Annotated in this window: 17 protein-coding genes; 10 read left to right on the top strand and 7 right to left on the bottom strand. The window is 70.3% G+C overall.

Annotation, left to right across the window (positions count from 1 at the left end):
- Positions 1-88: 88 nt before the first annotated feature.
- Positions 89-601: a hypothetical protein gene (locus ACH5AF_RS06895; RefSeq protein ID WP_398900375.1), complete on the top strand. Its 513-nt coding sequence runs from the start codon at positions 89-91 to the stop codon at positions 599-601.
- Positions 602-627: 26 nt separating this feature from the next.
- Positions 628-1002, top strand: a complete 375-nt coding sequence (locus tag ACH5AF_RS06890; protein ID WP_398900374.1) for a hypothetical protein — start codon at positions 628-630, stop codon at positions 1000-1002.
- Between the two features lie 65 nt (positions 1003-1067).
- Here ACH5AF_RS06890 and ACH5AF_RS06885 read toward each other — a convergent pair whose 3' ends face one another.
- From ACH5AF_RS06885 to ACH5AF_RS06875, 3 genes are all read right to left on the bottom strand, one after another.
- Positions 1068-1202, bottom strand: coding sequence for a hypothetical protein (locus ACH5AF_RS06885; RefSeq protein ID WP_398900372.1), 135 nt, complete (start codon positions 1200-1202; stop codon positions 1068-1070).
- A 44-nt stretch (positions 1203-1246) separates the two neighbouring features.
- Positions 1247-2113, bottom strand: coding sequence for a CBS domain-containing protein (locus ACH5AF_RS06880; RefSeq protein ID WP_398900371.1), 867 nt, complete (start codon positions 2111-2113; stop codon positions 1247-1249).
- Positions 2114-2177: 64 nt separating this feature from the next.
- Complete coding sequence (locus ACH5AF_RS06875; RefSeq protein WP_398900369.1) at positions 2178-3056, bottom strand: universal stress protein; 879 nt, start codon at positions 3054-3056, stop codon at positions 2178-2180.
- Positions 3057-3630: 574 nt separating this feature from the next.
- On the opposite strand from ACH5AF_RS06875, the gene ACH5AF_RS06870 reads away from it, so the two are divergent.
- From ACH5AF_RS06870 to ACH5AF_RS06840, 7 genes are all read left to right on the top strand, one after another.
- Complete coding sequence (locus ACH5AF_RS06870; RefSeq protein WP_398900368.1) at positions 3631-4509, top strand: universal stress protein; 879 nt, start codon at positions 3631-3633, stop codon at positions 4507-4509.
- 120 nt (positions 4510-4629) lie between these two features.
- Positions 4630-5484: a DMT family transporter gene (locus ACH5AF_RS06865; protein ID WP_398900366.1), complete on the top strand. Its 855-nt coding sequence runs from the start codon at positions 4630-4632 to the stop codon at positions 5482-5484.
- A 152-nt stretch (positions 5485-5636) separates the two neighbouring features.
- A complete protein-coding gene (locus tag ACH5AF_RS06860; RefSeq protein ID WP_398900364.1) occupies positions 5637-7322 on the top strand; it encodes an NAD(P)H-dependent oxidoreductase subunit E in 1686 nt (561 codons plus the stop codon).
- On the top strand, positions 7319-10003 hold the full coding sequence (gene fdhF / locus ACH5AF_RS06855) for a formate dehydrogenase subunit alpha (RefSeq protein WP_398900363.1): 2685 nt from the start codon (positions 7319-7321) through the stop codon (positions 10001-10003). The genes ACH5AF_RS06860 and fdhF overlap by 4 nt, the downstream gene beginning before the upstream one ends.
- 25 nt (positions 10004-10028) lie before the next feature.
- Positions 10029-12905: a cation-translocating P-type ATPase gene (locus tag ACH5AF_RS06850; protein WP_398900362.1), complete on the top strand. Its 2877-nt coding sequence runs from the start codon at positions 10029-10031 to the stop codon at positions 12903-12905.
- On the top strand, positions 12902-13561 hold the full coding sequence (locus ACH5AF_RS06845; RefSeq protein ID WP_398900361.1) for a potassium channel family protein: 660 nt from the start codon (positions 12902-12904) through the stop codon (positions 13559-13561). Before ACH5AF_RS06850 ends, ACH5AF_RS06845 begins: the two co-directional genes overlap by 4 nt.
- Positions 13558-14214, top strand: a complete 657-nt coding sequence (locus tag ACH5AF_RS06840) for a potassium channel family protein (protein ID WP_398900360.1) — start codon at positions 13558-13560, stop codon at positions 14212-14214. Before ACH5AF_RS06845 ends, ACH5AF_RS06840 begins: the two co-directional genes overlap by 4 nt.
- Before the next feature lie 30 nt (positions 14215-14244).
- Here ACH5AF_RS06840 and ACH5AF_RS06835 read toward each other — a convergent pair whose 3' ends face one another.
- The 3 genes from ACH5AF_RS06835 to ACH5AF_RS06825 form a co-directional block, all read right to left on the bottom strand.
- On the bottom strand, positions 14245-14664 hold the full coding sequence (locus ACH5AF_RS06835; protein ID WP_398900359.1) for a CBS domain-containing protein: 420 nt from the start codon (positions 14662-14664) through the stop codon (positions 14245-14247).
- A 712-nt stretch (positions 14665-15376) separates the two neighbouring features.
- Entirely contained in the window at positions 15377-16336 is a 960-nt protein-coding gene (locus ACH5AF_RS06830; RefSeq protein WP_398900358.1) for an Acg family FMN-binding oxidoreductase, read from the bottom strand.
- Positions 16337-16464: 128 nt separating this feature from the next.
- On the bottom strand, positions 16465-19095 hold the full coding sequence (locus tag ACH5AF_RS06825; protein WP_398900357.1) for a cation-translocating P-type ATPase: 2631 nt from the start codon (positions 19093-19095) through the stop codon (positions 16465-16467).
- A 497-nt stretch (positions 19096-19592) separates the two neighbouring features.
- Between ACH5AF_RS06825 and ACH5AF_RS06820 the strand changes: the two genes are divergently transcribed.
- Entirely contained in the window at positions 19593-20129 is a 537-nt protein-coding gene (locus tag ACH5AF_RS06820) for a DUF6448 family protein (protein ID WP_398900356.1), read from the top strand.
- Positions 20130-20665: 536 nt separating this feature from the next.
- On the opposite strand, the gene ACH5AF_RS06815 is transcribed toward ACH5AF_RS06820, so the two are convergent.
- Positions 20666-23104: a SpoIIE family protein phosphatase gene (locus tag ACH5AF_RS06815; RefSeq protein WP_398900355.1), complete on the bottom strand. Its 2439-nt coding sequence runs from the start codon at positions 23102-23104 to the stop codon at positions 20666-20668.
- Positions 23105-23189: the final 85 nt, after the last annotated feature.

Raw genomic sequence — 23189 nt, 5'->3', positions numbered from 1 at the left:
TCTTGCTTAAACAGCTCCATTTCGACTATGCCGTGGAGAGACGTACCAGCGGCACCGCCGGTTGCAAAAGCTGAACAGGAGACTGGCCGTGAACTTCACTGAGCGTGAGTGGTGGACCCTGGTCCACGGCATGATCCTCGGCGCTGCCTTCCTGCTCGCCTTCGCCGGTGGGCTTGCCGAGCTGTACAGCCTCAAGCCCGCGCTGATGACCCGCGAGGGCGTGGTGGAGCGAATGCGGCGGGTCCGGATCGGGGTCACGGCGATGGCAGTGGCGGCCTGGGCCACCGTGATCACCGGCACCTGGGTCGTCTACCCGTGGTACCGGGAGAAGGTTCCGGAAAGCGCCCGGTCGCAACTGCTCGCCGATCCCGATACGGCGGACTGGCATGAATTCGGCATGGAGTGGAAGGAGCACATCGCCTGGCTCAGTCCGATGCTGGCCACCGCCGTCGTCTTCATCGTCTGGTACTACGGGCCCGGCCTGATCCGGCACAACCGGGTCCGCCACACCACCATCACCTTGTTCATTCTCGCCTTCGCCTTCGCGGCGGTGGCGGGGGCGTTGGGCGCCTTCATCACCAAGGTGGAACCCGTCAAATGACCAGGCCCTGAAAGGAGGCCGCGGACATGGAAGCCAAGAACGCGGCGACACCGTCCGGAGGCGGAGCGGAAGATGACTTCCCCCGCAGCGAAAAGGCAGAGGGCCCGATTTCGGCGGCGATCATCGCCGCAGGTGTCGGAGCCGCTGTGCTCGGCCTGCTCACCACGCTGGCCGAGGCCAGCACGGGCGTATCGGACGGATTGAACTGGAACAACGCGGTCGGTCCCTTGTCGGGCAAGACCACCCTGGCCGTCGTGGTGTGGCTCCTGGCCTGGGGCGTCCTGCACACCGTCCTGCGCGACAAGCCGTACGAGACCGTACGTGCCCTCGTCCTCGGCCTGGTGCTCATCGCCCTGGGGATCCTGGGGACTTTCCCTCCGTTCTTCCAGCTCTTCGTATAGACCTTGCGCGCAGAGCCCTCAGCGGTCTCGGCGTCGAACAGAGTCCGATGCGCATTCCCCGGCGTTCAGTGCCCTTCCGTGGCGGACACGGGCAGGCATTCGCTGAACCTCTTGCCGCCGTCGAGGGATTCGTACACGCCGTCCTGTGCCGCGGTGAGGACGTCGAGCCCTCGCCGCCAGGCCGTCGCAGACGCTCGCATGCGATGCCTACGAACTCACCCCGTGCCTCGCCCTGGTGACACTCTCACGCGCCACTGCCACTGAGTCGGTCAATCACTTCGGTCACGTCGTCGATGTCCTTGATCTGCGCAAGGAGCCGCGGGACATCGGCCTCCGCGATCCGGCCGCTGAGGTCGACCACGCCGTTGCGTACCGTGACCTCCACGGTGCTCAGGGCCGCCGGGAAGTGCTTGGCGAGGATCCTGGACTCGATCTCCTCACGGATTTTCGCGTCGTCACGTATCAAGGCACTGAGCAGGGCGTTCCTATGCACCACACCGACGAGACGCCCGTCGTGGTCCGTCACCGGCAGGCGCTTGAGACGGGACAGGGACACCAGCCAGGCCGCTTCGGCGACCGTTTGGCCGGGGTACGCAGTGACGGCCGGGGTGGTCATCAGCTCCTCCGCGGTCTCGGCACGTGCTTTGTCGTGCAGCCGCCGTTCCCTCAACCGTCCGATCGCGCCCGGACGGTGTCCCGACGCCTCCACGGCAGCCTTGGCCAGCAGATCGGACTCCGACACCACACCGAGCACATGGTCCTCGGCGTCGACCACCGGCAGGCACCCGACGTGTTCACGGGTCAGACTTCGGACGATGTCCAGGAACGGCACATCTCCGCGCACCGATGCGGCCGGGACGTCCATGACCTCACGGACCAGCAAAGGCTCGGGTTCAGCGCCGGCCGCAGCGGCCTCGATCGCTCGCTCGGCGGGGACTGCCCCGGAGGCCCTAGGGTGCCGTGTGGCAGCCTGTTTCGCGGACACCGATGCCACCGCGCCGAGGTATCGCAGCAGCAGTTCCTCGCGCCGGGGCGCGTCGGGCCTGGGCATCCTGCCCGGAGCCGCGCGACGGGCTTCGGCTCCAGCCGAGAACTTCTCGCGCTCAGTCATGGTCGGCTCCTCAACTCACTCCGGCCGAGGCGGCCCTGCCCTCTCAGTCTCCTGCTGCCGGGTCTCAACTGTCCTCGTGGGCCGATGGGGGCACGCTGACCACGGGGCAGGCGGCCCTGTGCAGCAGGCCCTGCGGAACGGAGCCGAGTCGCATGCCGCTGAAGCCCTCCCGGCCACGGCGGCCGACGACCACGGCGAGCGCGTGCTCGGCAGCCTGTGCCAGTGCCTCGACCGGATGCCCCCGCAGCACCGTATGGCTCAGCGGCACGTCTCGGTGGGCGCCGGACCGGCCCGCGGTCGCTTCATGCAGCTGCCTGTGGCACGACTCGAGCGCTGTCTGCTCGTCCAGGAATCCCACCAGCGGGCGCTGCCACACCGACACCGCGCGTACCGAGGCACCGCGCAAGGCAGCGGCTTCCAGGGCATGGTCCAGGGCGGCGTCGGCCGACGAACTGCCGTCCACCCCGACCACGAGGTACGGCGGATCCTCCACGGTGCGCTCGGCTTCCGGCACCACGGCCACAGGGCAGGCTGCGTTCGCACTCACCGGGACGGTCGTGGAGGCGGCGCTGAGCACTTCAGCCAGCCGTCCCAGCTGGCGTGAGCCGAGCACCACAAGTCCCGCGTGCGCGGACTGCCGTACCAAGGCCTGCGCCGGAGTGGCGTCCGTGATGAACGTCGTCACCTCAAGGCCCGGCTGCTGTTCACGGGCCCGGGCCATGGCCTTGTCGAGCGCCTCGTCCCCCAGTTGACGCAAGGCTTTGTGATGGGCGGTGTCCTCCACTCCACGCACACGATGGGTCACGGGCATCACCGCGTGGACCAATCGCAGGGGGACCCCACGGCGGGCGGCCTCGTCGGTCGCCCACTCCAGAGCGGCGTCCGCCGGGTTCACGGCGTCGACGCCGAGGACGATCGGGAGTACGTCACTGGCAGATGTCATGGTTCTTCACCGGTCTGCATCCCACGTGGCGGAAGCCGTCGGCTGCCTCCACCGCTCACTTTGCACCCTACCCAGGGGAGGCCGCCGTGGCAGGACTCGAGTGGCCCCGTGCATGGAGCCGTTCGTCCGTGGACCGGCACCTCAGCGGAGGCATCACGTGGCCGCCGCGGCCGTGGTGGCCACGCGCCTACACGGCCATCCGTCTGGTGGACGCCTCCCGGGTCCGCCGCCTCGCCGCCCGGCGGCGCGAGCTGCTCCTCACGTTCCGCTGCACCACGGGCACGCTGGCACCTGGCCTGCTGTACGGGTGCTGGTCGTCGATGCCTGTCCGTCGCGGAGAGGGGCCTGTTTCGGAGCCGTGAAGCCGAGCAATCAGGTTCGATAGGTTGAACATGGGCAATACCTGATGAATGGTGAAAATCAGGGAATTCCGCGAGGCGGAAGAAGCCGGTGATCGATGGCGGGCCGCCGCCTGAAGGCATTCCCGGCCATGGGGCCCGGTCGCTGTGGCCGCTGAGCCAGGAGGCCGAAAGCGGTGTCACGCGCACGGCACGGCCAAGAGGAGGTCCGCCCGATGCCCCACCATGTGACCGTCGGCCTGGACGGGTCTCCCGAGAGCGCCGCCGCCGCCGAATGGGCGGCTCGAGAGGCGCTGCTGCGCGGAGTGCCGCTGCGTCTCGTGCACGCGGACGAGTGGCCCACCTCGGCGGCCATTCCGGTCGCCGGCCCCGATGCGCAGCGCCGGTGGGCCGACGAGCTCCTGGCCGCCACCGCGCAACAACTGCAGCGGGGGTATCCCTCCCTGGAGATCAGCGCACGGCGGTTGTCCGGGCGGCCTGCCGCCGCTCTGTCGATCGAGGCGGCCGAGGCCGATCTGCTGGTGCTCGGTTCCCGTGGCCTGAGTGGCGTCATGGGCTTCCTCCTCGGCTCCGTCGGCATGGAGACGATCGTCGCCACCGAGCGGCCGGTCGTGCTCGTACGGGGGACGGGACAGCCGAGCGCGCGGACCGACGCCGCTCCGGGAGGTCCCTCTGGCGGCGTAGTGGTCGGCGTGGACATCCACCAGTCCTGCGACCTGCTCCTGGACTTCGCGTTCGACGAGGCCGCACGGCGTGGCGGCCGCCTGCGGGCGGTGTACGGCTGGTCGATTCCGCCGGTCGTCCGGGACGCCTCCGCACTCGAGGCAGCCGAGCGGGCGATGAGCCAGGACGTCGCACGGCGCCTCACGGACATCCTGATGCCCTGGCGGCAGAAGTTCCCCTCGGTGGAAGTGGTCGAGCGATCGCCCATCGGCGGGCCGTCGCATCAGCTGGTTCGCGAGGCGGCCGGCGCGGAACTGGTGGTGGTCGGCCGGAGCATCCGCAGGTCGCCCCTGGGCGCACACATCGGGTCCGTCACTCATGCCGTGATCCACCATTGCTCCTCGCCCGTCGCCGTCGTCGCCCATGACTGACCGTCCCCGAGAGGGGGGTGTGGTGCTCCTGTCGGCGTCCGGCCTCGCCGGCGCGGTCAGGTTCCCCGGCCGTCGCGTGTCGGATGCGCTCATCGTCGCTCGTGTGGGGATGGTTGCTACATGATCACCGCCGTCGCGGTGGTGGCCGCCCTGCTGTCCGCCGTCTGCTTCGGTGTCGGCTCGGTGGTTCAGCAGCGGGCAGCGCGCGAGGCGCCCGCGCGTGAATCGCTGCGGCTTCGGCTGCTGCTCGACCTGGCCCGCCGTCCGAAGTGGCTGGCGGGTATGGGTCTGGTCATCTCCTCCTACGTGCTGCTGGGCCTCGCACTGGCATTCGGCCCACTCGTCCTGGTCCAGCCCCTGGCGGCCACCGATCTCGTCTTCGCTCTGCCGCTGCTCGCCTGGCGCCGCGGAATGCCCCTGACTCGCTCGGAGGCGACCGGCATCGTCTGTGCGGCGGGGGGTGTGGCCATGTTCCTGATGGTGCTGCCGCCCGGCCACGCAGGGACAGCGGTCCCGGCGCCGAGTGACTGGCTGCCGGTGCTCGCGGTCATCGGTGGCGCGGTGGCCCTTCTGGTGCCGGCGGGGGTGAGAAGCCGGGCGCCCACGCGGACGGCCATGTACGCGATCTGTGCCGCACTGTTGTTCGCGCTGCTCGACAGCCTGACCAAGAGCGCGGCCGGGCGGTTCCGGGCCGACGGCCTGGGCGCGCTGTTCCACTGGGAGCCGTATTCGCTGATCGTCGTCGGTATGACGGGCCTGATCCTGTCCCAGAGCTCCTACCAGGCGGGCTCCCTGGCCATCAGTCTGCCGATCATCGACACCCTGGAACCGGTCGGCGCCGTGGTGATCGGCGTGGCCATCTTCAGCGAGCAGCTCGCCACGTCCACCTGGGCGCTGACCGTACAGGCGCTGGGAGCGGCCACCGCCGTGACCGGCATCCTGCTCCTGGACCGGTCACCCCTGGCGCGGACTTGACGGGGCCGAGAGCGGCAGGAGCCTCGTCCGTTGGCCCCACCAGAGCCCGGCGAAGCCCCGTGCTGCGGCTGCCGACCACCGAGGGGTCCGCTGCCGCCCGCACAGGCCTACGTCGGGATGCGGCATGGTCCGGCGGCCTCCACGATGAGGTCATGGCTCCCGTGGGTCCTGCGGACCGTTTCGACGCGTTTCGGGCCCTGGCCGACCGGCGTGGGCGGCCGGGATACCAGCTGATCGAGGCCCTGGCCGAGGCCAGGGCGGAGACTGCGGACAGCCCCGAGATCTGGGCTCCGGCTGTCGCCTCCGATATCGGCCTGCCCGCTGCCGCCGCGCTCGGACCGGCTGGCTACTACGCGGACCTCACCACCCCGCACGGCAGCCGTCACCTCCGGGTCTGTGCGGCGACGGCGTGCTTCTCCGCCCAGGGTGGACGGCATCTCGCCGACGCGGAGCGCGAGCTGGGCGTTAGCGCGGGCACAGTCTCACCGGACGGCGAGACGTCGCTGCAGGCCGTCCGCTGTCTGGGCTACTGCTACACGGGCCCCGCCGCGCTCGACGGGGACAGACCCTGCACGGGCCCGACGCTGGCCGATCAGCTCGCCGGGCGCGAGCCCCCTCGGGCGCCTGAAATCCCGGCGGCCGACGACACGGGCGACCCGGTGCTGCTGGGGGGCGTGGTGGCTGGTGAGCCCGCGTGGCAGGTGTGGCCGCGGATGGTGACGGCAGGCACTCCTGACGAGGTCCAGCGGGAGGTGGCGGCATCTGGGCTGCGGGGGCGGGGCGGGGCGGGCTTCCGGGTGGCTGCGAAGTGGGAGGCGGTCGGCCAGGCACCAGGCACTGTGGTGGTGGTCAACGGAGACGAGGGAGATCCCGGCTCCTACGCCGACCGGCTGCTGATGGAGGCGGACCCGGAGCGGGTGCTGGAGGGCTTGGCCCTGGCCTGCTTCGCGTGCGGGGCCCGGCGGGGCGTGGTGCTGGTGCGCTCGGAGTATCCGCGTGCGCTGGCGCGGATGCGGGAAGCGGTCGGGCAGGCGTACGCCGACGGGCACTTCGGGCCGTCCGCGCACGGCACGGCCACGGCCCTGGAAGTCACGGTGGTGGAGGGCGCCGGGTCGTATGTCGCGGGTGAGGAGACAGCCCTGATCGCGAGCCTGGAGGGAGACCGGGGCTGTGCAAGGCCGCGCCCGCCGTACCCGACCCAGCGCGGGCTGTGGGGTGCGCCGACGGTGGTGAACAACGTCGAGACCCTGGCGGCCGTGCCCTGGATCGTCTTCCGGGGCGGTGAGGCGTACGCCCGGCGGGGAACCGCCGACGAGACCGGGACGAAGCTGGTCTGCCTGTCGGAGCGGTTCGCGCGGCCCGGCGCGTACGAGGTCGAGCTCGGCACCCCGGTGGAGCGGATCGTCACCGAGCTGGGCGGCGGTCTGAAGGGCGGGGCCGAGTTGGCCGTGCTTCAGGTCGGCGGGCCGCTGGGCGGCTTCCTCGCCCCCGACGCGCTGGACGTACCGCTGACCGCTGCCGCCCTCGATGCCCAAGGCGCGGCCCTCGGCCACGCCGGTCTCGTCGCCTTCGACCGGCGCGTGGCACCGCAGGACGTGCTGCGGCACGTGTGGCAGTTCGCCGCCGCGGAAAGCTGCGGCGCGTGCTCGCCCTGCCGCGTGGGTTCGCGGCGCGGCCTGGAACTGGCGTCCACCGATGCCCCACCGGGTGAGGAGTGGGAACGGCTGGCACGTGTCCTGGCCAAGGCGAGCCTGTGCGCCTTCGGACGGCGGATCCCACCCGCCGTACGCAGCCTCGCCCACGCCTACGGGGACCGACTGGCGGGATGGGCAGCATGACCCGGATCGAGATCGAAGTCGACGGCTCGGGTGTCGCCGTGCCCGCGGGGGCTTCGCTGCTCACGGCGGTGCGGGCGGCTGGCGTCGAGCTGCCCGCACTCTGCTCCGACGACCGGCTCAGCCCAGCCGGTTCCTGCCGCACGTGTCTCGTACGCGCCAACGGGCAGATCGCGGCCGCCTGCGTCACCCCGGCCGCATCGGGAACCCGGGTCGAAACCGCCACCGGTGATCTGCGGGCCCTGCGCCGGGACGCGGTGGAGGTCATCGTCTCCGCCCTGCCGTCCCGTGCCCTCGCCGACGACAACCCCAGCGAGCTCGCACATGTCTGCCGGTCGATGGGCATCGGCCCCGAGGCGGCTCGCGGCGCCGGAGGCCGGGGCGGTGACGACTCCCACCCGTACGTCCACCTCGACCGGGACCTGTGCATCGCCTGCGGCCGGTGTGTCCGCATGTGCGCCGAGGTACAGGGCACCTTCGCCCTCACCCTGGTCGGCCGGGGCGCCGACACCGTTGTGGCCCCGGGGACCGGCGGGCCCTGGGCCGAGTCCGACTGTGTGGCGTGCGGAGGCTGCGTCGACACCTGCCCCACGGGTGCGATCACCGAGCCCGGCCCGGGACGGGGGCTCACCTCCGCCCGCCGCCCGGCGGCCGTAACACGCACCACCTGCGGCTACTGCGGCGTGGGGTGTGCACTGGACGTCGTCTCCCGCGACGGCGAAGTCACGGCGGTACTGCCCGCCCGGGACGGCCCGGTCAACCAGGGGCATACATGCGTCAAGGGGCGCTTCGCCCACGGATACCTCACCTCCCCCGAACGGCTCACCCAGCCGCTGATACGACGCGAGGGCCGCCTGGAGCCGGTCGGCTGGGACGAGGCACTCGGCCATGTCGCCCGTGGGCTGCGCGAAGCCGTCGACGCCGACGGCGCGGACGCCGTGGCGGCGATCTCCTCGGCCCGCGCCACCAACGAGGAGAACTACCTCGTCCAGAAGTTCATGCGGGTCGTCATCGGCACGAACAACGTGGACAACTGCTCGCGCCTGTGCCACTCGCCGTCCGCCGCGGGTCTGACCGCTTCCTTCGGCCTGTCCGGCGGCACCGACAGCTTCGACGACGTGGAGCGGTCCGACTGCCTGCTGGTGGTCGGCGCCAACCCCGTCGAGGCCCACCCGGTGGTCGGAGCGCGACTGCTTCGGCGCGTGCTGCACGGGGCCAAGCTGGTCGTCGCCGACCCCCGAGCCGTCGGCCTCGCCCTCCATGCCGATGTGCATCTGCGGCCCCGCCCCGGCACCAACGTCGCCCTCTTCCACGGGCTCGCGCACGTGCTGCTCGCCGAAGGACTGACCGACGAGGAGTTCCTGCGCGAGCGGGCCACCGGCCTGCCGGAGCTCACCGAGCTGCTGGACGACTACCCGCCCGCCCGGGTCGCGGACATCACCGGCGTCCCCTCCGCCGACCTGGTCGCCGCCGCCCGCCTGTACGGGCGGGCCGAACACCCGGCGATCGTCTACGGTCTGGGCGTCACCGAGCACCTGCACGGCACAGACGGGGTGCGGTCGCTGGCCAACCTGGCGATCCTGCGCGGCGCCGTGGGCACCGACCGTGGCTACGGGGTCAACCCGCTGCGCGGCCAGAACAACGTCCAGGGCGCCTCCGACATGGGCGCACTGCCCGACCTCCTGCCCGGCTACGGGAAAGTGACCGACCCGGCCGTACGAGCCCGGGCCGAGGCAGTGTGGGGCGTACCTGTTCCGGACCGCCCCGGCCTGCGGATCCCGGACATGTTCGCCGCGGCGCGCGCCGGGGATCTGCGGGCGCTGTGGGTCATCGGCGAGGACGTCTGCGCCACCGACCCCGACACCAACAAGGTGGTCCAGGCCCTCGACACGTGCCCGCTCGTCGTCTGCAATGAGCTGTTCCTGTCCGAGACCGCCCGCCACGCCGACATCGTGCTGCCGGTCACTTCCTGGCTGGAGAAGGACGGCACCTTCGTCAACTTCGACCGACGCTTCCAGCGGGTCCGGCCCGCTGTGCCCCCGCCAGGAGCGACCCGGAGCGACTTCGACGCCGTCCGCGCCCTCGCCGCGGTGATGGGAATCGACCTGGGCTGCCCGACACCTGCCGACGCCCTGGCCGAGTGCGGACGGGTCGCGCCCGTCTTCGCCGGCCTCTCCCACGACCGCCTGGACCGGGAGGGCGCGATCCCGTGGCCCTGCCGGGACCACGGCCGCCCGGGAGAAGCCAAGCTGTACGCAGAGAGGTTCGCCACGCCGGACGGTCGGGCCCACCTTGCCGCAGCCCCCTATCTCCCGCCAGGTGAACAGCCCGACGACGACTATCCGCTGGTCCTGGTCACCGGGCGGCGCTGGGCCCACTACAACTCCGGCAGCATGACCCGACGCGGCGGCGACCTCGCCCTCGATCCGGTCGACTTTCTCGACCTCCATCCCGACGACGCGGTCCGGTACGACGTGCGGGACGGCACGCCGGTCATCGTGGAAAGCCGGCACGGCCAGGCCCGGCTCACCGCCCGCATCAGCGAACAGACAGCGCCCGGGCAGGTCTTCTGCTCCTTCCACTTCCCGGCGAGCGGAGTGAACCGCCTCACCTCCGACCACGCGGACACCGTCACCTCCTGCCCCGAGTACAAGGTCACCGCGGTACGCTTTGCCGCGCCATGACCGTGTCCCGCGAAGGTGGCCGACGATGGGTACCGGAATCCCCGTGCTGACGTCCGGTGACGGGGGACGCAGGCCGGCCACCCCGGGCGGGACCCACGGGCCTGCGGTGCAGACCCTGCCGACCGGGGACGTCTTCACCGCCCTGAACACCTCTCTGAGAGGACTGACGTCAGCGGAAGTGGCGGCGCGACGGAACCGGTTCGGGCCCAACGAGCTGCCGCCAGCAGGGCGGACGGGACTGTGGCGCGACCTCGCAGGACAGTTCACCGATCTCTTCGCCGTCGTACTGCTCGTCGCGTCGGCGATCACGTTCCTGGCCTACAGCCTTCAGGATCCCCATGAGGCGGGCACGTTGCAGCTGGCCGTGGCGATTCTGGGCGTCGTGGTGCTGAACGCCGCCATCGGCTTCGCACAGGAGTACTCGGCCGAGCGGACGGCACAATCGCTGCAGGCGATGGTGCCGCACACCTGCCGGGTGCTCCGCGACGGGGAGCGGCAGGAGCTGCCCGCGCGTGACCTGGTGCCGGGAGACGTCGTCGTCCTGGAAGCCGGGGACGCGGTGTCGGCGGACTGCCGCCTCACCGAGGCGCACGAGGTCTCGGTGAACAACGCGGCCCTGACCGGGGAGAGCGACGCCGTCGGGCGGACCGGTGAACCGGTGGCGGCCGGGCCGGTGCTTCAGGCCCGTAACTGCGTCTTCATGGGCACCGATGTCGTCGCGGGCTCCGGAAAGGCCGTGGTGTTCGCCACCGGTGCGGCAACGGAGTTCGGACGCATCTTCCGGCTCGCCGCAGCGGCACCGCGGCAGAAGACCCCGCTGCAGCGCCAGGTCGCCTTGATGGCCCGCCGGGTGGCGGGCACGGCGCTGGCGATCGGAGCTGCCCTGTTCGCCGTGCGCCTGCCCACCGGGCAGCCGTTCGTCGAGACCTTCGTGTTCGCCCTCGGGGTCATGGTCGCACTCGTGCCCGAAGGACTGCCCGCGACGCTGTCGGTGTCGCTGGCGATCGGCGTACGACGCATGGCCCGACGGCATGCGCTGGTCAAGCAACTGCTGGCGGTCGAGGCGCTCGGCTCCACCACCGTCGTGTGCACGGACAAGACCGGGACACTCACCCGGGCGGAGATGACCGTCGTCCAGGTGTGGGCCGGCGGCGTGTCACATGCAGTGTCCGGCGTGGGGTACGCGCCGGTCGGCGAAGTGGCCGATCCTGGGCCGGGGCGCGAACTGCTCCACGCGGCGGGACTGTGCTGCAACGCCCGGCTGGTCCCTCCCCCTGGGGGCACCTCCCGGGCTGTCAGGCCCAGAGAGATCGACGCTGGGGGGCGCCTCCAGTCGGACCGCGAGGGCTGGCGGGTGCTCGGCGACACCACCGAGGGGGCGCTGCTCGTCGCCGCGGCGAAGGCCGGGCTGGACCTGGCCGCCGAGGAAGCGGCCGCGCCACGGGTGGCGGAATACCCCTTCGACTCGGCCCGCAAGCTGATGAGCACCGTGCACAAGACCTCCGACGGGTACAGCGCCTACGTCAAAGGCGCACCGCAGGAGCTCCTCGCCCGCTGCACCACCATCGACTGGAGGGGTGAGCGGCAGCCGCTGACCGACGAACTTCGCGCCGCGGTGACCACCGCCAACGACAAGCTGGCCTCCCAAGGGCTACGCGTACTGGCGGCGGCATCGCGCCCCCTGGCCGACTCCCGAGCAGTCCGGGACGAGGTCGAATCGGGGCTTACGTTCCTGGGCCTGGCCGGCATGCTCGACCCGCCGCGGCCGGAAGTCAGTGACGCCGTCGACGCCTGCCGGCGGGCCGGGATCCGCATCGTCATGGTCACCGGCGACCATCCGCTGACCGCGGAGGCCGTCGCCCGCCGCGTCGGGATCGTGCGGCAGCCCGCGCCCGTCGTCCTGACCGGCACCCGGCTGGACACGCTCGACGACGACGACCTTGACGCGCTGCTCGCCGCCTCGGGCGAGCTGCTGCTGTGCCGGGTCAGCCCCGAACACAAGATGCGGGTGGTCACCACTCTGCAGCGGAGCGGTGAGGTCGTCGCGGTCACCGGCGACGGCGCCAACGACGCCCCGGCCCTCAAGCACGCGGACATCGGCGTCGCGATGGGCGCCTCCGGCACGGACGTCGCCAGGGAAGCCGCAGTGATGGTGCTGCTGGACGACTCCTTTGCCTCCATCGCTGTGGCGGTGCGGCTCGGCCGGTCGGTCTACCAGAACATCCGCAGGTTCCTCGTCTACGTCTTCAGCAGCAACATCGGAGAGCTCGTGCCGATCGTGGCCGCGACGTTCGCGGGGTTCCCACTGGTGCCGATCACCGCCGTACAGATCCTCGCGATCGACCTCGGCTCCGACGTCCTGCCCGCCTTGGCGCTCGGCGCCGAGCCGCCCGAGCCCGACGTCATGGACCGGCCGCCGCGATCCCGGCGCGAACGGCTTTTCTCCACCGCCGTGATGCGACGCATCCTGTTCCTGGGCGGCATCCAGGCCCTCGGCGTGACCGCCGTGTTCTTCTGGCACATCCACGCCTCCGGAATCCCCTACTCCGACTTCACCGAGGACGACCCCGTCTACCGCGAGGCGATCACCATGGTCCAGGCAGGGATCGTGCTCAGCCAGTTCTTCAACGCGCTGGCGGTGCGCACCGACCGGCAGAGCGTGTTCCGCATCGGGCTGCTGTCCAACCCGTGGCTGATCGCCGCCGGATGCTTCGGCATCACCCTGATGGCGGCCATCAGCTATCTGCCCCCGCTGCAGGCTCTCTTCAACACCGCGCCGCTGGACGCCGCCGACTGGGCCGTCCTCGCCGGTTTCGGGGCACTGCTGCTGTCCGCGGAGGAGACCCGAAAGTGGTGGCTGCGCCGGCGTCGGCCGACGAGCGCAAAGGGAGAAGGCGGATGAGAGTGATCATCGCGGGCTGCGGGCGGGTGGGATCCACGCTCGCCGTCCAGCTCGTCACCGAAGGCCACGACGTACGGCTCATCGACCGCAGTCCCAAGACGCGCAGGCATCTGCCCGACAACTTTCCCGGCCGGTTCCACGAGGGCAACGCGTACAGCCGCGCCGTACTGGCAGCGGCGGGAATCGAGCAAGCGGACGCGTTTGTCGCCATCACCTCGGGCGACAACAGCAACATCGTCAGCGCGCGGACGGCCAAGGAGACCTACCGTGTCCCCATCGTCCTCGCCCGCATCTACGACCCCCGCCGCGCCGACATCTATCGCGATCTCGGCATCCCCACCATCGCCAGCGTCCGCTGGACGGTGCACCAGATCCACCAGATGCTGCTGCACCGGCACCTCACCCCCGAACTCACCTTCGGCAACGGCGAGACCCTGCTGGTCCGGTCCGAGCTGCCCGCCTACCTCAACGGGCGGCGGCTGACCGAGTTCGACGTCGACGGCGAAATCCGGGTCGTGGAGGTCACCCGCGCAGGCCGCTCCCTCGTGCCCGCGCACAGCACCCCGGCAGAGCCCGGCGATCTGGTCACCTTCGCCGTCGCCGCCACCGCCCTCGGCCGTCTGCGCGGCTTTCTGGACAAGGAGCTCGGGTCATGAAGGCCCTCATCGCCGGCGCCGGCCGCCTGGGCACCCAGATCGCCCAGGTTCTCGCCGCCGCCCGCAACGACGTCACCCTCGTCGACATCGACGAAGACCGCATCGTTGAGCTCGAAGGCCACCTTCCCGTACGCCTCGTCGCCGGGGACGCCTGCGAGCCCGCCTTCCTGGAACACGCGGGCGCACTCACCGCCGACCTCGTCATCGCCGCCACCGGCAACGATGAGGACAACCTCGTCATCAGCCTGCTGGCCAAGCGGCAGTTCGCCGTTCCCCGCGTCGCGGCACGCGTCAACGACGCGGAGAACGCGTGGCTCTTCGACCAGAACTGGGGCGTCGACACCGCAGTCCCCGCGGCCACGCCCCTCATCTCCCTCATCGAGGAAGCCACCGGCGCGACCGACACCGTGGCCCTCTTGCGTCTGAGCAAAGCGGGCGTGGACGTGATCGAAACCGCCATCACACCGCAGTCCCGCGCCGCAGGCCACACGCTCGCCGAGATCACCCTCCCCACAGGCAGCGTCATCGCCACCGTCATCCGGGAAGGCCAACCCACCGTTCCTGCCCCCGAGATGCGGCTCCAGCCCGGCGACGAACTCCTCGTCGTCTCCCACGCCGCCACAGAACACGAAATCCACGCCGCCTTCCAGTGACGGCCGTGGTCGGCACGGGCCCGGCCGAACTCACTTCGCCGCGCAGACAACCTCGACGAAGTGCCCCACCTGATCCTCCGGCAGACGACGTGCGAGGTCCGCCTCGCTGATCATGCCCACCAGACGACGGTTCTCGATGACCGGCAGCCGCCGGATCTTGTGCTCCTCCATGGCCCGCAGGACCTGGTCCGTGTCGGCCTCGGCGTCAATCGTGATCGGCTTGCCCTGCTCGAGCTGGCCCGCGGTCATGGTCTTCGGGTCCTTGCCCTTGGCCAGACACTTCACCACGATGTCACGGTCGGTGACGATCCCGTGGAGCCGGTCGTCCGGGCCGCAGATCGGGAGGGCTCCGACGTCCAGCTCCTTCATCCTGCGGGCCGCGGCCTCCAGCGTTTCATGCTCCTGGATGCAGGTGGCACCGGAGTGCATGATCTCTCGTGCAGTGGTCATGGCCATCTCCTTCGAGTTTCGAGATCCGCGCGGGGAAGCCCAGAGAATCAGCCCATCCCAACCGGAACTCCGTAAGGCCAGTGTGGGTTCATCGCATCCGGCACGCATGCCGGCAAAGCCGCCGTGAGCGGCGAGGGATCAAGAAGCCACTGAGTGGATACAACGTGCCCGAGCGGGCTGGCCTGCCGTCGCGACATTCGAGCCCGGCCAGGGCGCGCGGATCGCCGAGAGGTGGCCGCGGGACCCGTCCGGGACTGCACGCAGCTGACTCCGAGACGTTCCCCGGCTACTACACGCACTCTGCGTGGCGACAACGCCGCCGGCGTGCTCTCGGTCAGCGCCGCACCCCTGCGGTCTGGCACCACACCTGGCAGGGACGCTTCATCCGGATGCAAGAGCATCCGGTGCCCCGGTTACGCGCTCCCTGTCCAGCGGCAGGACGGCATCTCAACCCGCCGCGTCCCGAGCGACCTGCGTTCCGCCTAACACTGCTGCTGGCGTGGGGCAGGCCAGTCCGTCGGGCTGCAGGACCGGCACGAACTCGCCGCCAAGGGGGGTGGAGGCTCACGATCCGTTACCGCAGGGTCAGCGACTGGGCACTTGAAGGACGACACACATACGACTGCAACATCACCCGCGCTCGGCATCAGTCAGCACCACAGGCGGAATCTTCTGTCCAGATCGGCGAACACTCGACCACACGCGCTTCCGATCACACTCCGATGTCGAGCACCTCCCACACGGGGCGTCGGGGTGTTGCATGGCCCGGGGGGCCGTAGCCGAGCCGTAGCACCATCTGCACTGCTCCAACTCCGTGTACCGGATCGCGCAGTGCCCACCGCAGTTCGGACCGCTCCACCGGCTGCGTGGCGAAGGAACTGGACAGACCCTCGAGTGTGGCCAGCAGTAGGACGCGCTCCAGGGCCTGACCGGCACGCACCCACTCTGTCGGCCGGTCCTCGGCCGTGCTCAGCAGGGCCAGATTGGGCGAGGTCTCGAAGTCCGCGGTGTCTCTATCGGCCACGGTGCCGTGGCCCGCGAAGTCACGCAGCGCAGCACGGCCGCTTCGTTTCCGCGGGCCGAAGGCGTACTGCGGAATTCCCTCTCCCGTCGCCTCGGCCTGCGCGTCGGTACGGGTCCAGCGCGCCAGGTCCTCCTGCACACCCGAATCCCAGAGGTCAAGACTCTCTCCTTCCTCGACGAGTTCCAGCACGGTGTCCAGATGCGCTGAACTGAGGAACTGCAGACGGGCCCCTTCCGATGCAGCGGCCTCCTGAAGAGCGCTCTGCACGGCTGGGGGAATGTCCGTCTCCTCGAAGGGGAACCGGCTGGTGTGCCTGCTGTTGATCGCGGGATACAGCCTGGCAAGGCCTTCATCGGCCTGGAGCGGAAAGAGCAGTTGCACCGTGGCCAGCAGATCGGCATCCGCGGGCGCGGGCAGCAACATCGCCTTGGCGTCCCAGCCGGCACGGGCTGCGGAAGCACGCAGATTCAGCAGCGCGGCACCACAGCTGATGTGGAGCGCACGCCCCTGGGGATCCACATGCGGCACAGCCCGCCCCCGATCCGCCAGGACGTGGAACGTGCGGCTCTCCTTGAAGTAGCGGAACCGCCAGGGCTGCGCATTGTGCAACGAAGGGGCCGCAACGGCGTCGCCGATAAGGGATGCCACGGTCTTGTCATCAAGAGGTTGGCCCGGCATCGCCCCTCCCTCCAGAAAGCCCGACCTGCTGGGCAACGCTCAGGCTGCCCATACCTCAAGACTGCCACCGCAACCTGGCCGCTGCTCACCCCGAAGCCTCACTGATCATTCGCGTCTCCCGTGCGCGGGCTGGGTTCAATGCTCTTTGCCTCCTGCGGGCCCACGAGCGATGGGCGTTCCGGTCTCAGCCGGGCCTGGAGGCGCATGACGACATGGCCGAGGCCGGACACCGCGGCGGCGATCGCCAGGTCGCTGGGCGGGAGTGGCTCCGTTCCCAGCAGCTCCCGCAAGGGCGGCAGATAGATGCCGGCGGCCTGGAGGCTCAGGGCTGCGCCCACAGCCACCAGCAAGAACGGGTTGGCCAGGCTGCCCGGTCGGGCCCGGGAGCCGAGCGCCACGCCGAGCTGCGTGGCGCCGAGGATCAGAAACACCATGGACTGCCAGGGCCGTCCGGTCTCCCGGGCCCAGACGCCGACCACGAGGGTCACCGTGGCGACGAAGGCTCCCATGAAAAGGATCCGAGGCCAGAGACCGGCACCCAGAACGCTTTCCGAGGGAGGGCGGGGAGGACGGCGCATCGTGTGCGGGTCGACGGGCTCCGCACCGAGAGCGACACCGGGCAGGCCGTGCGTGAGCAGGTTGATCCACAGGATCTGTGCAGGCAGCAGTGGCAGCGGCATGCCCAGGAAAGGTCCCAGGAGCATGACGAGGATCTCCGCGGTGCCCCCGGCGAGGCCGTAGAGCAGGAACCGGCGTACGTTCGCGTAAACGCGGCGTCCCTCCTCGACGGCGGACACGATGGTGGCCGGATTGTCGTCGGCGAGGACGAGATCTGCGGCTTGGCGTGCGACCTCGGTGCCGCGCCTGCCCATGGCGACGCCGATGTCGGCCCGGCGCAAGGCCGGGCCGTCATTGACGCCGTCCCCCGTCATCGCCACCACGTGCCCTGCCCCGCGCCAGGCCTGCACGATGTCCAGCTTCTGCTCGGGAGTGGTCCTGGCGTAGACCCGTACGCCCGTCAGGTCGCCCGCTGTACCTTCCCGGATCCGGTCGCCGGTGGTGACCTCCGCGTCGCTGGAGGCGATTCCGAGGCGCTCGGCCACGGCCCTTGCGGTCAGCGGGTGGTCGCCGGTGATGAGTACGGGGGCGATGCCCGCTCGTTTGCAGGCGGTCATGGTCGTCTCCGAGGCGCTCCTGGGCGGGTCCAGGATGCCGACGAGGCCGAGAAGCGTCAGGCCCGATTCCCAAGTCCGGGGCTGTTCTGCGCGTTGCTCGTGATCGGCAGAGGCGATGGCGAGTACGCGGTACCCGCTGCGTGCCAGCACCTCCGCCTGCGCCGCCGCCCGGGCGAGCACCTCGGGGCCGTCGGCCAGGACCTGCGGCAGGAGCACCGCTTCCGGCGCTCCTTTGCACGCGACCCGCAGTCCGCCCTGCGGCCGACGGTGCACGGTCGTCATGCGCTTGCGGCCGCTGTCGAACGGAATCTCCTCCACGCGCGGCAGCTCGCGGTCCAACGCGGCCCGGTCCAGCCCGAGTCGGCTCCCGGCCACGAGCAGGGCGGCCTCCGTGGGATCGCCCAGCGCACGCCACTCCGAAGCGCCTTCCGGCGGAGGCTCAAGCGCCGCGTCGTTGCACAGCATCGCGACGCACAGCAACGCCGCCAGATCGGGCGCGGCGGCCGCGGTGACCGTTTCGCCGTCACGAACGACCCGGCCCTCGGGCTCATACCCCATACCCACGACTGCGGCCTGTCCCCGTGGCGTCCACAGCTGTTCCGCCGCCATCCGGCCCTCGGTCAGCGTGCCGGTCTTGTCGGTGGCAATCACGGTCACCGAGCCCAGAGTCTCGACCGCGGGCAGTCTGCGGACGATGGCATGCCGGTCCGCCATCCGCCGTGCACCCAGCGCGAGAGCGAGCGTCACGACGGCGGGGAGGGATTCCGGCACGGCTGCGACGGCGAGGCTGATCGCCGCTACGATCATCAGCTCCACGGGCTGTCCTCGTACCAGCCCGACAGCGAGGATCAGGGCACACAGTGCCACGATGACGGCTGCGAGAACCCTGCCGAACCTCGCCAGCCGACGCTGTAGTGGAGTCAGTCCGGGCACGGCGCCCATGAGAGAAGCGATCCGGCCGAGGGCGCTACCGGCTCCGGTGGCGGTGACCGCGACGCGGCCGCGGCCACGGACGATGACGGTGCCTGCCGATACCGTGCCGCGCGAGGGGTCTGTGTCAGGAGCCTTCTCCACCGGAACGGACTCGCCCGTCAGCGAGGACTCATCCGCCAGCAGCAACGCGGCGGCCTGTACGTCTCCGTCCGCCGGAACGATGTCGCCCTCGGCCACCAGGACCAGATCACCGGGCACCACCTCGGCAGCCGGGATGGAACGTTCCTCGCCGTCCCGCACCACCCTGGCGGCGGGGGCACTCATGGCGGAAAGGGCCGTGACCGCGGCTTCTGCCCGTACCTCCTGCACAACGCCGACCACGGTGTTCACGGTGATCACAAGCAGAATCACGGCGGCATCGGTGAGATCACCGGTGGCGATCGTCAGAGCCGCGGCCACGAGCAGTACCAGGATCAGCGGGTCGCGCAGCTGCTGCAGCACCCGCCGCCACACGGGGGTCCGCGGCTCCTCCGGGACCGCGTTGGGCCCGTGGCGAGTCAGTCGGCGGGCGGCCTCGTCCAGCGACAGACCCGCCGCAGTCGTGGTCCGGAGTTCGTCCACGTCGTCATCAGGCCGCTGGCCGCCCCCTGGCTGACTCACGCGCCTGGTGGAGTTCTATCCGCACGTCCACCAAGAACGCGAAGGTCGCTGTGGCGCCCTGTCAGGGCTCCGTGATGGGTCTGAGTGGCGGTAGGACTCGTCTGATCGCTGCGTGCCATCAACCGCTCCCGTCGTGCAGAGAGCCACCGTGCCGGAGGGCGGGTCTCCACTTCCCAGAGTGTCACCTCGAAGGCCGACTATCGATGACCGACGGACCGAAGCGCATACCGGAGCGGAAGCAAGCAGCCACGGAGAAAGGGCCATGCGAAGGTCCCGGGAGTAAACATGCTGGTCAGGGGGTGCCATTGCCGATGTAACGGGTACGGGTTCGAACCTGCGTACGCATGCGCCAGCCCACTTGCAAGCCTCTTGTCTGCCCGGCAGGGGCCGGCCAAGCCCTCGCTGCTCCCACCGAGCGAATCGATGATTGAGGTAGATGGCGAAAGAGGTGATCGGCGATGCCACCACACTGCGATTCTCTCGACGGACCCGTTGTCACAGCCGCGCGTTCGGCCCTGAAAGACGGGGACATCGATCACGTCCTCCCCTACGTGCCCGAGGCAGGGGAGCCAGAAGTCCGGGAGGCGTTCAGTCTCGCGTGCAGGGCGCGAATCCTCGGCCCCCAGGCACAAGAGGTGGCCGATCGCTGGTTCTTTGAGACGGTTGTCCGTGTGCACCGTGCCGGAGAGGGCGCTCCCTTCACGGGGCTGAAGCCGGCTGGACTCGATGTGGGGCCGATGATCCCGGCTGCCGAGCGCGCTCTCGACACTGGATCGGCGGACGACCTTACTGCGTTGCTCTGCGAGATCGTCCGCGATCAGGTGGAGAGTCGTCACGGACGCGTCATGACGCTGAAGGAGCACGCACACGAAGGAGTGGCTGCCGCCCGCCAGTACGTGGAGGCCAGGCTTGGCCTGCAAGTGTGGGCCCACACGCTGTACAGGCAGGCGATCGGTGCCCCGCACGCGCAAACCGGCGCTCAAGGCCAAGGCTGAGTTGTGCCCGGCTGTGCCGGCCCGGCATCGAGCACCCGTACGAGCCGCCTCCGGATCTGGGGCGTCTGAGGGTGATTCCGTTCGGATCGACAGATCCAGGCCGAGGCCGTCGGCGCCATGGCGTGAGAGGTCACGCCGGACACTGGCTCCCGTAGCCGCCTCGCCGCGAGCACAGCGACCGCGGGGCCGTCCCCGGACCATGCGAGATCCCCCCAAAAAACAACGACCGACGACGGGAGGTGAACAGCGTGAGCCTGGCTCGGTAGCGTGAGCGAGGCCGGCGTACTCGCTTCCGCCGAGGGGTGGCGGCAAGAGGACGGAGCGCCAGGCCCCTGCCTGGATTGCACGGCACCACAGGCTCTGCGCCAGACTTCGGCCTCGTCGGGCTCGGCTTGGGACGTCGGTTCTTGCGGGTGGCGCGTGCATCCGGTCGGCGGGGAGAGCAGCTACCCGGCCAACTGCCATGATCGTTCCACGCAGGACGACAGGGACGGACGGCGGAACGGACGGACGGCGAGGCAGGCGGCCCGGCGCCGTCACGGCCGCTCGTTCTGAATGCCGATCTCCGCCCAGATCGACTTCCCTCCGGCCAGGTGGCGGGTACCCCAGCGCTCGGCGAACTGGGCGACGAGCAGCAGGCCGCGCCCGCCTTCGTCGAAGATGCGGGCTCGCCGCATGTGCGGGGCGGTGCTGCTTCCGTCGGAGACTTCGCAGATGAGAACGGTGTCGCGGATCAGGCGCAGCTGAATGGGAGGGCCGCCGTAACGGATCGCGTTGGTGACCAGTTCGCTCACCACCAGCTCGGCGGTGAAGGCGATTTCGTGCAGTCCCCAGTCCGCGAGCCGACGGGAGACTTCGGCACGGGCGCCGGCCACGGCGGCCGGGTCGGGAGGCAGAGCCCACGTGGCGACTTGGCCTGTGTCGAGGGCTCGGGTGCGCGCGATGAGCAGTGCGACGTCGTCCGACGGCTGTGCGGGGAGCAGGGTCTGGATCAGGTCGTCGCAGGTGGCCTCCGGCGAGCGAGCGGGCCGCTCCAGGCGGTGGCGCAGTAGCGCCAAGCCCCTGTCGAGGTCGTGTTCGGGGACCTCGACGAGGCCGTCCGTGTACAGCACGAGGAGGCTGCCTGGGGGTACCTCCCATTCGACCGCTTCGAAAGGCAGCCCGCCCACTCCCAGCGGAGGGCCGACAGGTAGATCGATGAACTCCGCCGTGCAGTCGGGCCTGACCACGGCGGGCGGGGGGTGGCCTGCACCGGCGGCGGTGCAGCGGCGCGAGACCGGGTCGTAGACCAGATACAGACATGTGGCGATGAGATCGGTGACGATCTCGAGCTCGGGATCTGTTGCGGTGTCCTCCTCCGTCCTGAGGTGGGTGACCAGGTCGTCGAGGTGGACGAGGAGTTCCTCGGGGGGCAGGTCGACGTCCGCCAGAGTGCGTACCGCGGTCCGCAGCCGTCCCATGGTGGCGGAGGCGCGCAGACCGTGGCCCACTACGTCTCCGACGACCAGGGCGACCCTTGCGCCCGACAGCGGGATCACATCGAACCAGTCGCCTCCCAGCCCTGCCCGGGAACGGGCCGGAATATAGCGGTAGGCCACCTCTACCGCCTCCTGGGCGGCGAGCCGCTGGGGGAGCAGGCTCCGTTGCAGGGCCAGGGCGGTGGTCCGCTCGCGAGTGAAGCGGCGGGCGTTGTCCACGGCCACGGCAGCGCGTGCGGCAATCTCTTCGGCGAGGAGTAGATCGTCCTCGTCGAAGGGCTCCCGGCGCCGGTGGCGGACGAGTACGGCCACCCCGAGGGTGATGCCGCGGGCGCACAGCGGGATGACCATGATCGAATGCATTCCGAAGGCGCGGACCTTCGCTGCGCGCTCGGGATCGGACACCTGCCAGCTCTCGATGGCTTCGTCCAGGGTACGGTGCAGCGAGGGCCGTCCCGTGGCCAGGCAGCGGGCGGGGGGCGAGGATTGCGGGTAGTTGTCCACCTCTCCCGGCTGGATCACCGACTCGGGGATGTCGGGGAGGACGGACTGCTGCGCGGCGCGGCGCAGGGCGACGGAACCCTCGGCGGAAGGCATGGGCTCGACGCCGCGGAACAGCGAGTCCAGCAGGTCGATGCTGATGAAGTCGGCCAGCCGGCCCACCGCCACGTCGGCCATCTCCTGGGCCGTGCGCGTCACGTCAAGGGTGCTGCCCACGTGTGTGCTGACGTCGTTCAGCAGGAGGAGCCGCTCTCGGGCCCAGTGCTGTTCGGTGACGTCGAGCGCGATGAGCTGCACGTGTCGCACCTGTCCTGCTGGGTTCCTCAGGGGGGACACGGATACGGCCCAGAACCTTTCGTCGGCTCCCCGCCGCGGCCGGCCGTGCACCTGAAACCGCTCCGGTTCTCCCGTCTCGAAGACCCGGCGCATGCCCTGTTCGACCGTGCTGCAGATGTGAGGAGGCAGGATGTCGGTGATACGCCGACCGCGTATCTGCTCCTCGGTGAGGCCCAGTTCGCGGGCCGCGCCGGCACTGCCACGCAGGGCCCGCAACTCGGCGTCGTAGATCATCACTGGCAGGTGGCACTGCGCGAAGGCTTCCTCCGTCGTCGCCTCGTCCAGATGTGGAGGTGGCTTCTGATGCAGACATGACTGCTGTGGCGATGTGGCCATGATGAGCCACTGTGCGTTGCCTTCGCGGTCGAGTGACGCATACGCCCGCAGCTCGGCTTCCATGTGGTGGCCGTCCTGGTGCCGTAGCAGGGTCGTCCCGCTCCGCGCGTCGAGAACGGTGGAAAAGTCGCCCACGGCGTCGGAGTCCCAGAGCAGACGCGCTGCGGGACGACCTACAGCTTCCTCGTGCGGGTACCCGAGCAACCGCTGGGCGCTGGCACTCCACCCCGTCACGGTCCCCCGCGCGTCGACGACTGCCGTGGCCAAGGTGGCCGAATCCGGAAGCTGACCGAAGCCGTTTCCGAGAGGGGTGGCATTCTCCATGTCGATTCATCACCCATCCTGCCCCGGATTCCCGGGTGCTTGGGAGACGCAGGGGAGACCGCAGGGTGGCGACACGTCGGATCCC

Origin of the sequence: Streptomyces sp. NPDC018833 (genome assembly GCF_044390825.1) — a bacterium.
Classification (GTDB): Bacteria; Actinomycetota; Actinomycetes; order Streptomycetales; family Streptomycetaceae; genus Streptomyces.
The sequence above is the reverse complement of the archived record's forward strand: the minus strand, read 5'-3'. Positions and strand labels throughout refer to the sequence as shown.

What these genes read in the sequence shown, in the direction of transcription:
- ACH5AF_RS06890 (WP_398900374.1), top strand. Translation starts at nt 628, where the DNA reads ATGGAAGCCAAGAACGCGGCGACACCGTCCGGAGGCGGAGCGGAAGAT.
- ACH5AF_RS06885 (WP_398900372.1), bottom strand. Translation starts at nt 1,202, where the DNA reads ATGCGAGCGTCTGCGACGGCCTGGCGGCGAGGGCTCGACGTCCTCACC.
- ACH5AF_RS06880 (WP_398900371.1), bottom strand. Translation starts at nt 2,113, where the DNA reads ATGACTGAGCGCGAGAAGTTCTCGGCTGGAGCCGAAGCCCGTCGCGCG.
- ACH5AF_RS06875 (WP_398900369.1), bottom strand. Translation starts at nt 3,056, where the DNA reads ATGACATCTGCCAGTGACGTACTCCCGATCGTCCTCGGCGTCGACGCC.
- ACH5AF_RS06870 (WP_398900368.1), top strand. Translation starts at nt 3,631, where the DNA reads ATGCCCCACCATGTGACCGTCGGCCTGGACGGGTCTCCCGAGAGCGCC.
- ACH5AF_RS06865 (WP_398900366.1), top strand. Translation starts at nt 4,630, where the DNA reads ATGATCACCGCCGTCGCGGTGGTGGCCGCCCTGCTGTCCGCCGTCTGC.
- ACH5AF_RS06860 (WP_398900364.1), top strand. Translation starts at nt 5,637, where the DNA reads ATGGCTCCCGTGGGTCCTGCGGACCGTTTCGACGCGTTTCGGGCCCTG.
- fdhF (WP_398900363.1), top strand. Translation starts at nt 7,319, where the DNA reads ATGACCCGGATCGAGATCGAAGTCGACGGCTCGGGTGTCGCCGTGCCC.
- ACH5AF_RS06850 (WP_398900362.1), top strand. Translation starts at nt 10,029, where the DNA reads ATGGGTACCGGAATCCCCGTGCTGACGTCCGGTGACGGGGGACGCAGG.
- ACH5AF_RS06845 (WP_398900361.1), top strand. Translation starts at nt 12,902, where the DNA reads ATGAGAGTGATCATCGCGGGCTGCGGGCGGGTGGGATCCACGCTCGCC.
- ACH5AF_RS06840 (WP_398900360.1), top strand. Translation starts at nt 13,558, where the DNA reads ATGAAGGCCCTCATCGCCGGCGCCGGCCGCCTGGGCACCCAGATCGCC.
- ACH5AF_RS06835 (WP_398900359.1), bottom strand. Translation starts at nt 14,664, where the DNA reads ATGACCACTGCACGAGAGATCATGCACTCCGGTGCCACCTGCATCCAG.
- ACH5AF_RS06820 (WP_398900356.1), top strand. Translation starts at nt 19,593, where the DNA reads ATGCCACCACACTGCGATTCTCTCGACGGACCCGTTGTCACAGCCGCG.
- ACH5AF_RS06815 (WP_398900355.1), bottom strand. Translation starts at nt 23,104, where the DNA reads ATGGAGAATGCCACCCCTCTCGGAAACGGCTTCGGTCAGCTTCCGGAT.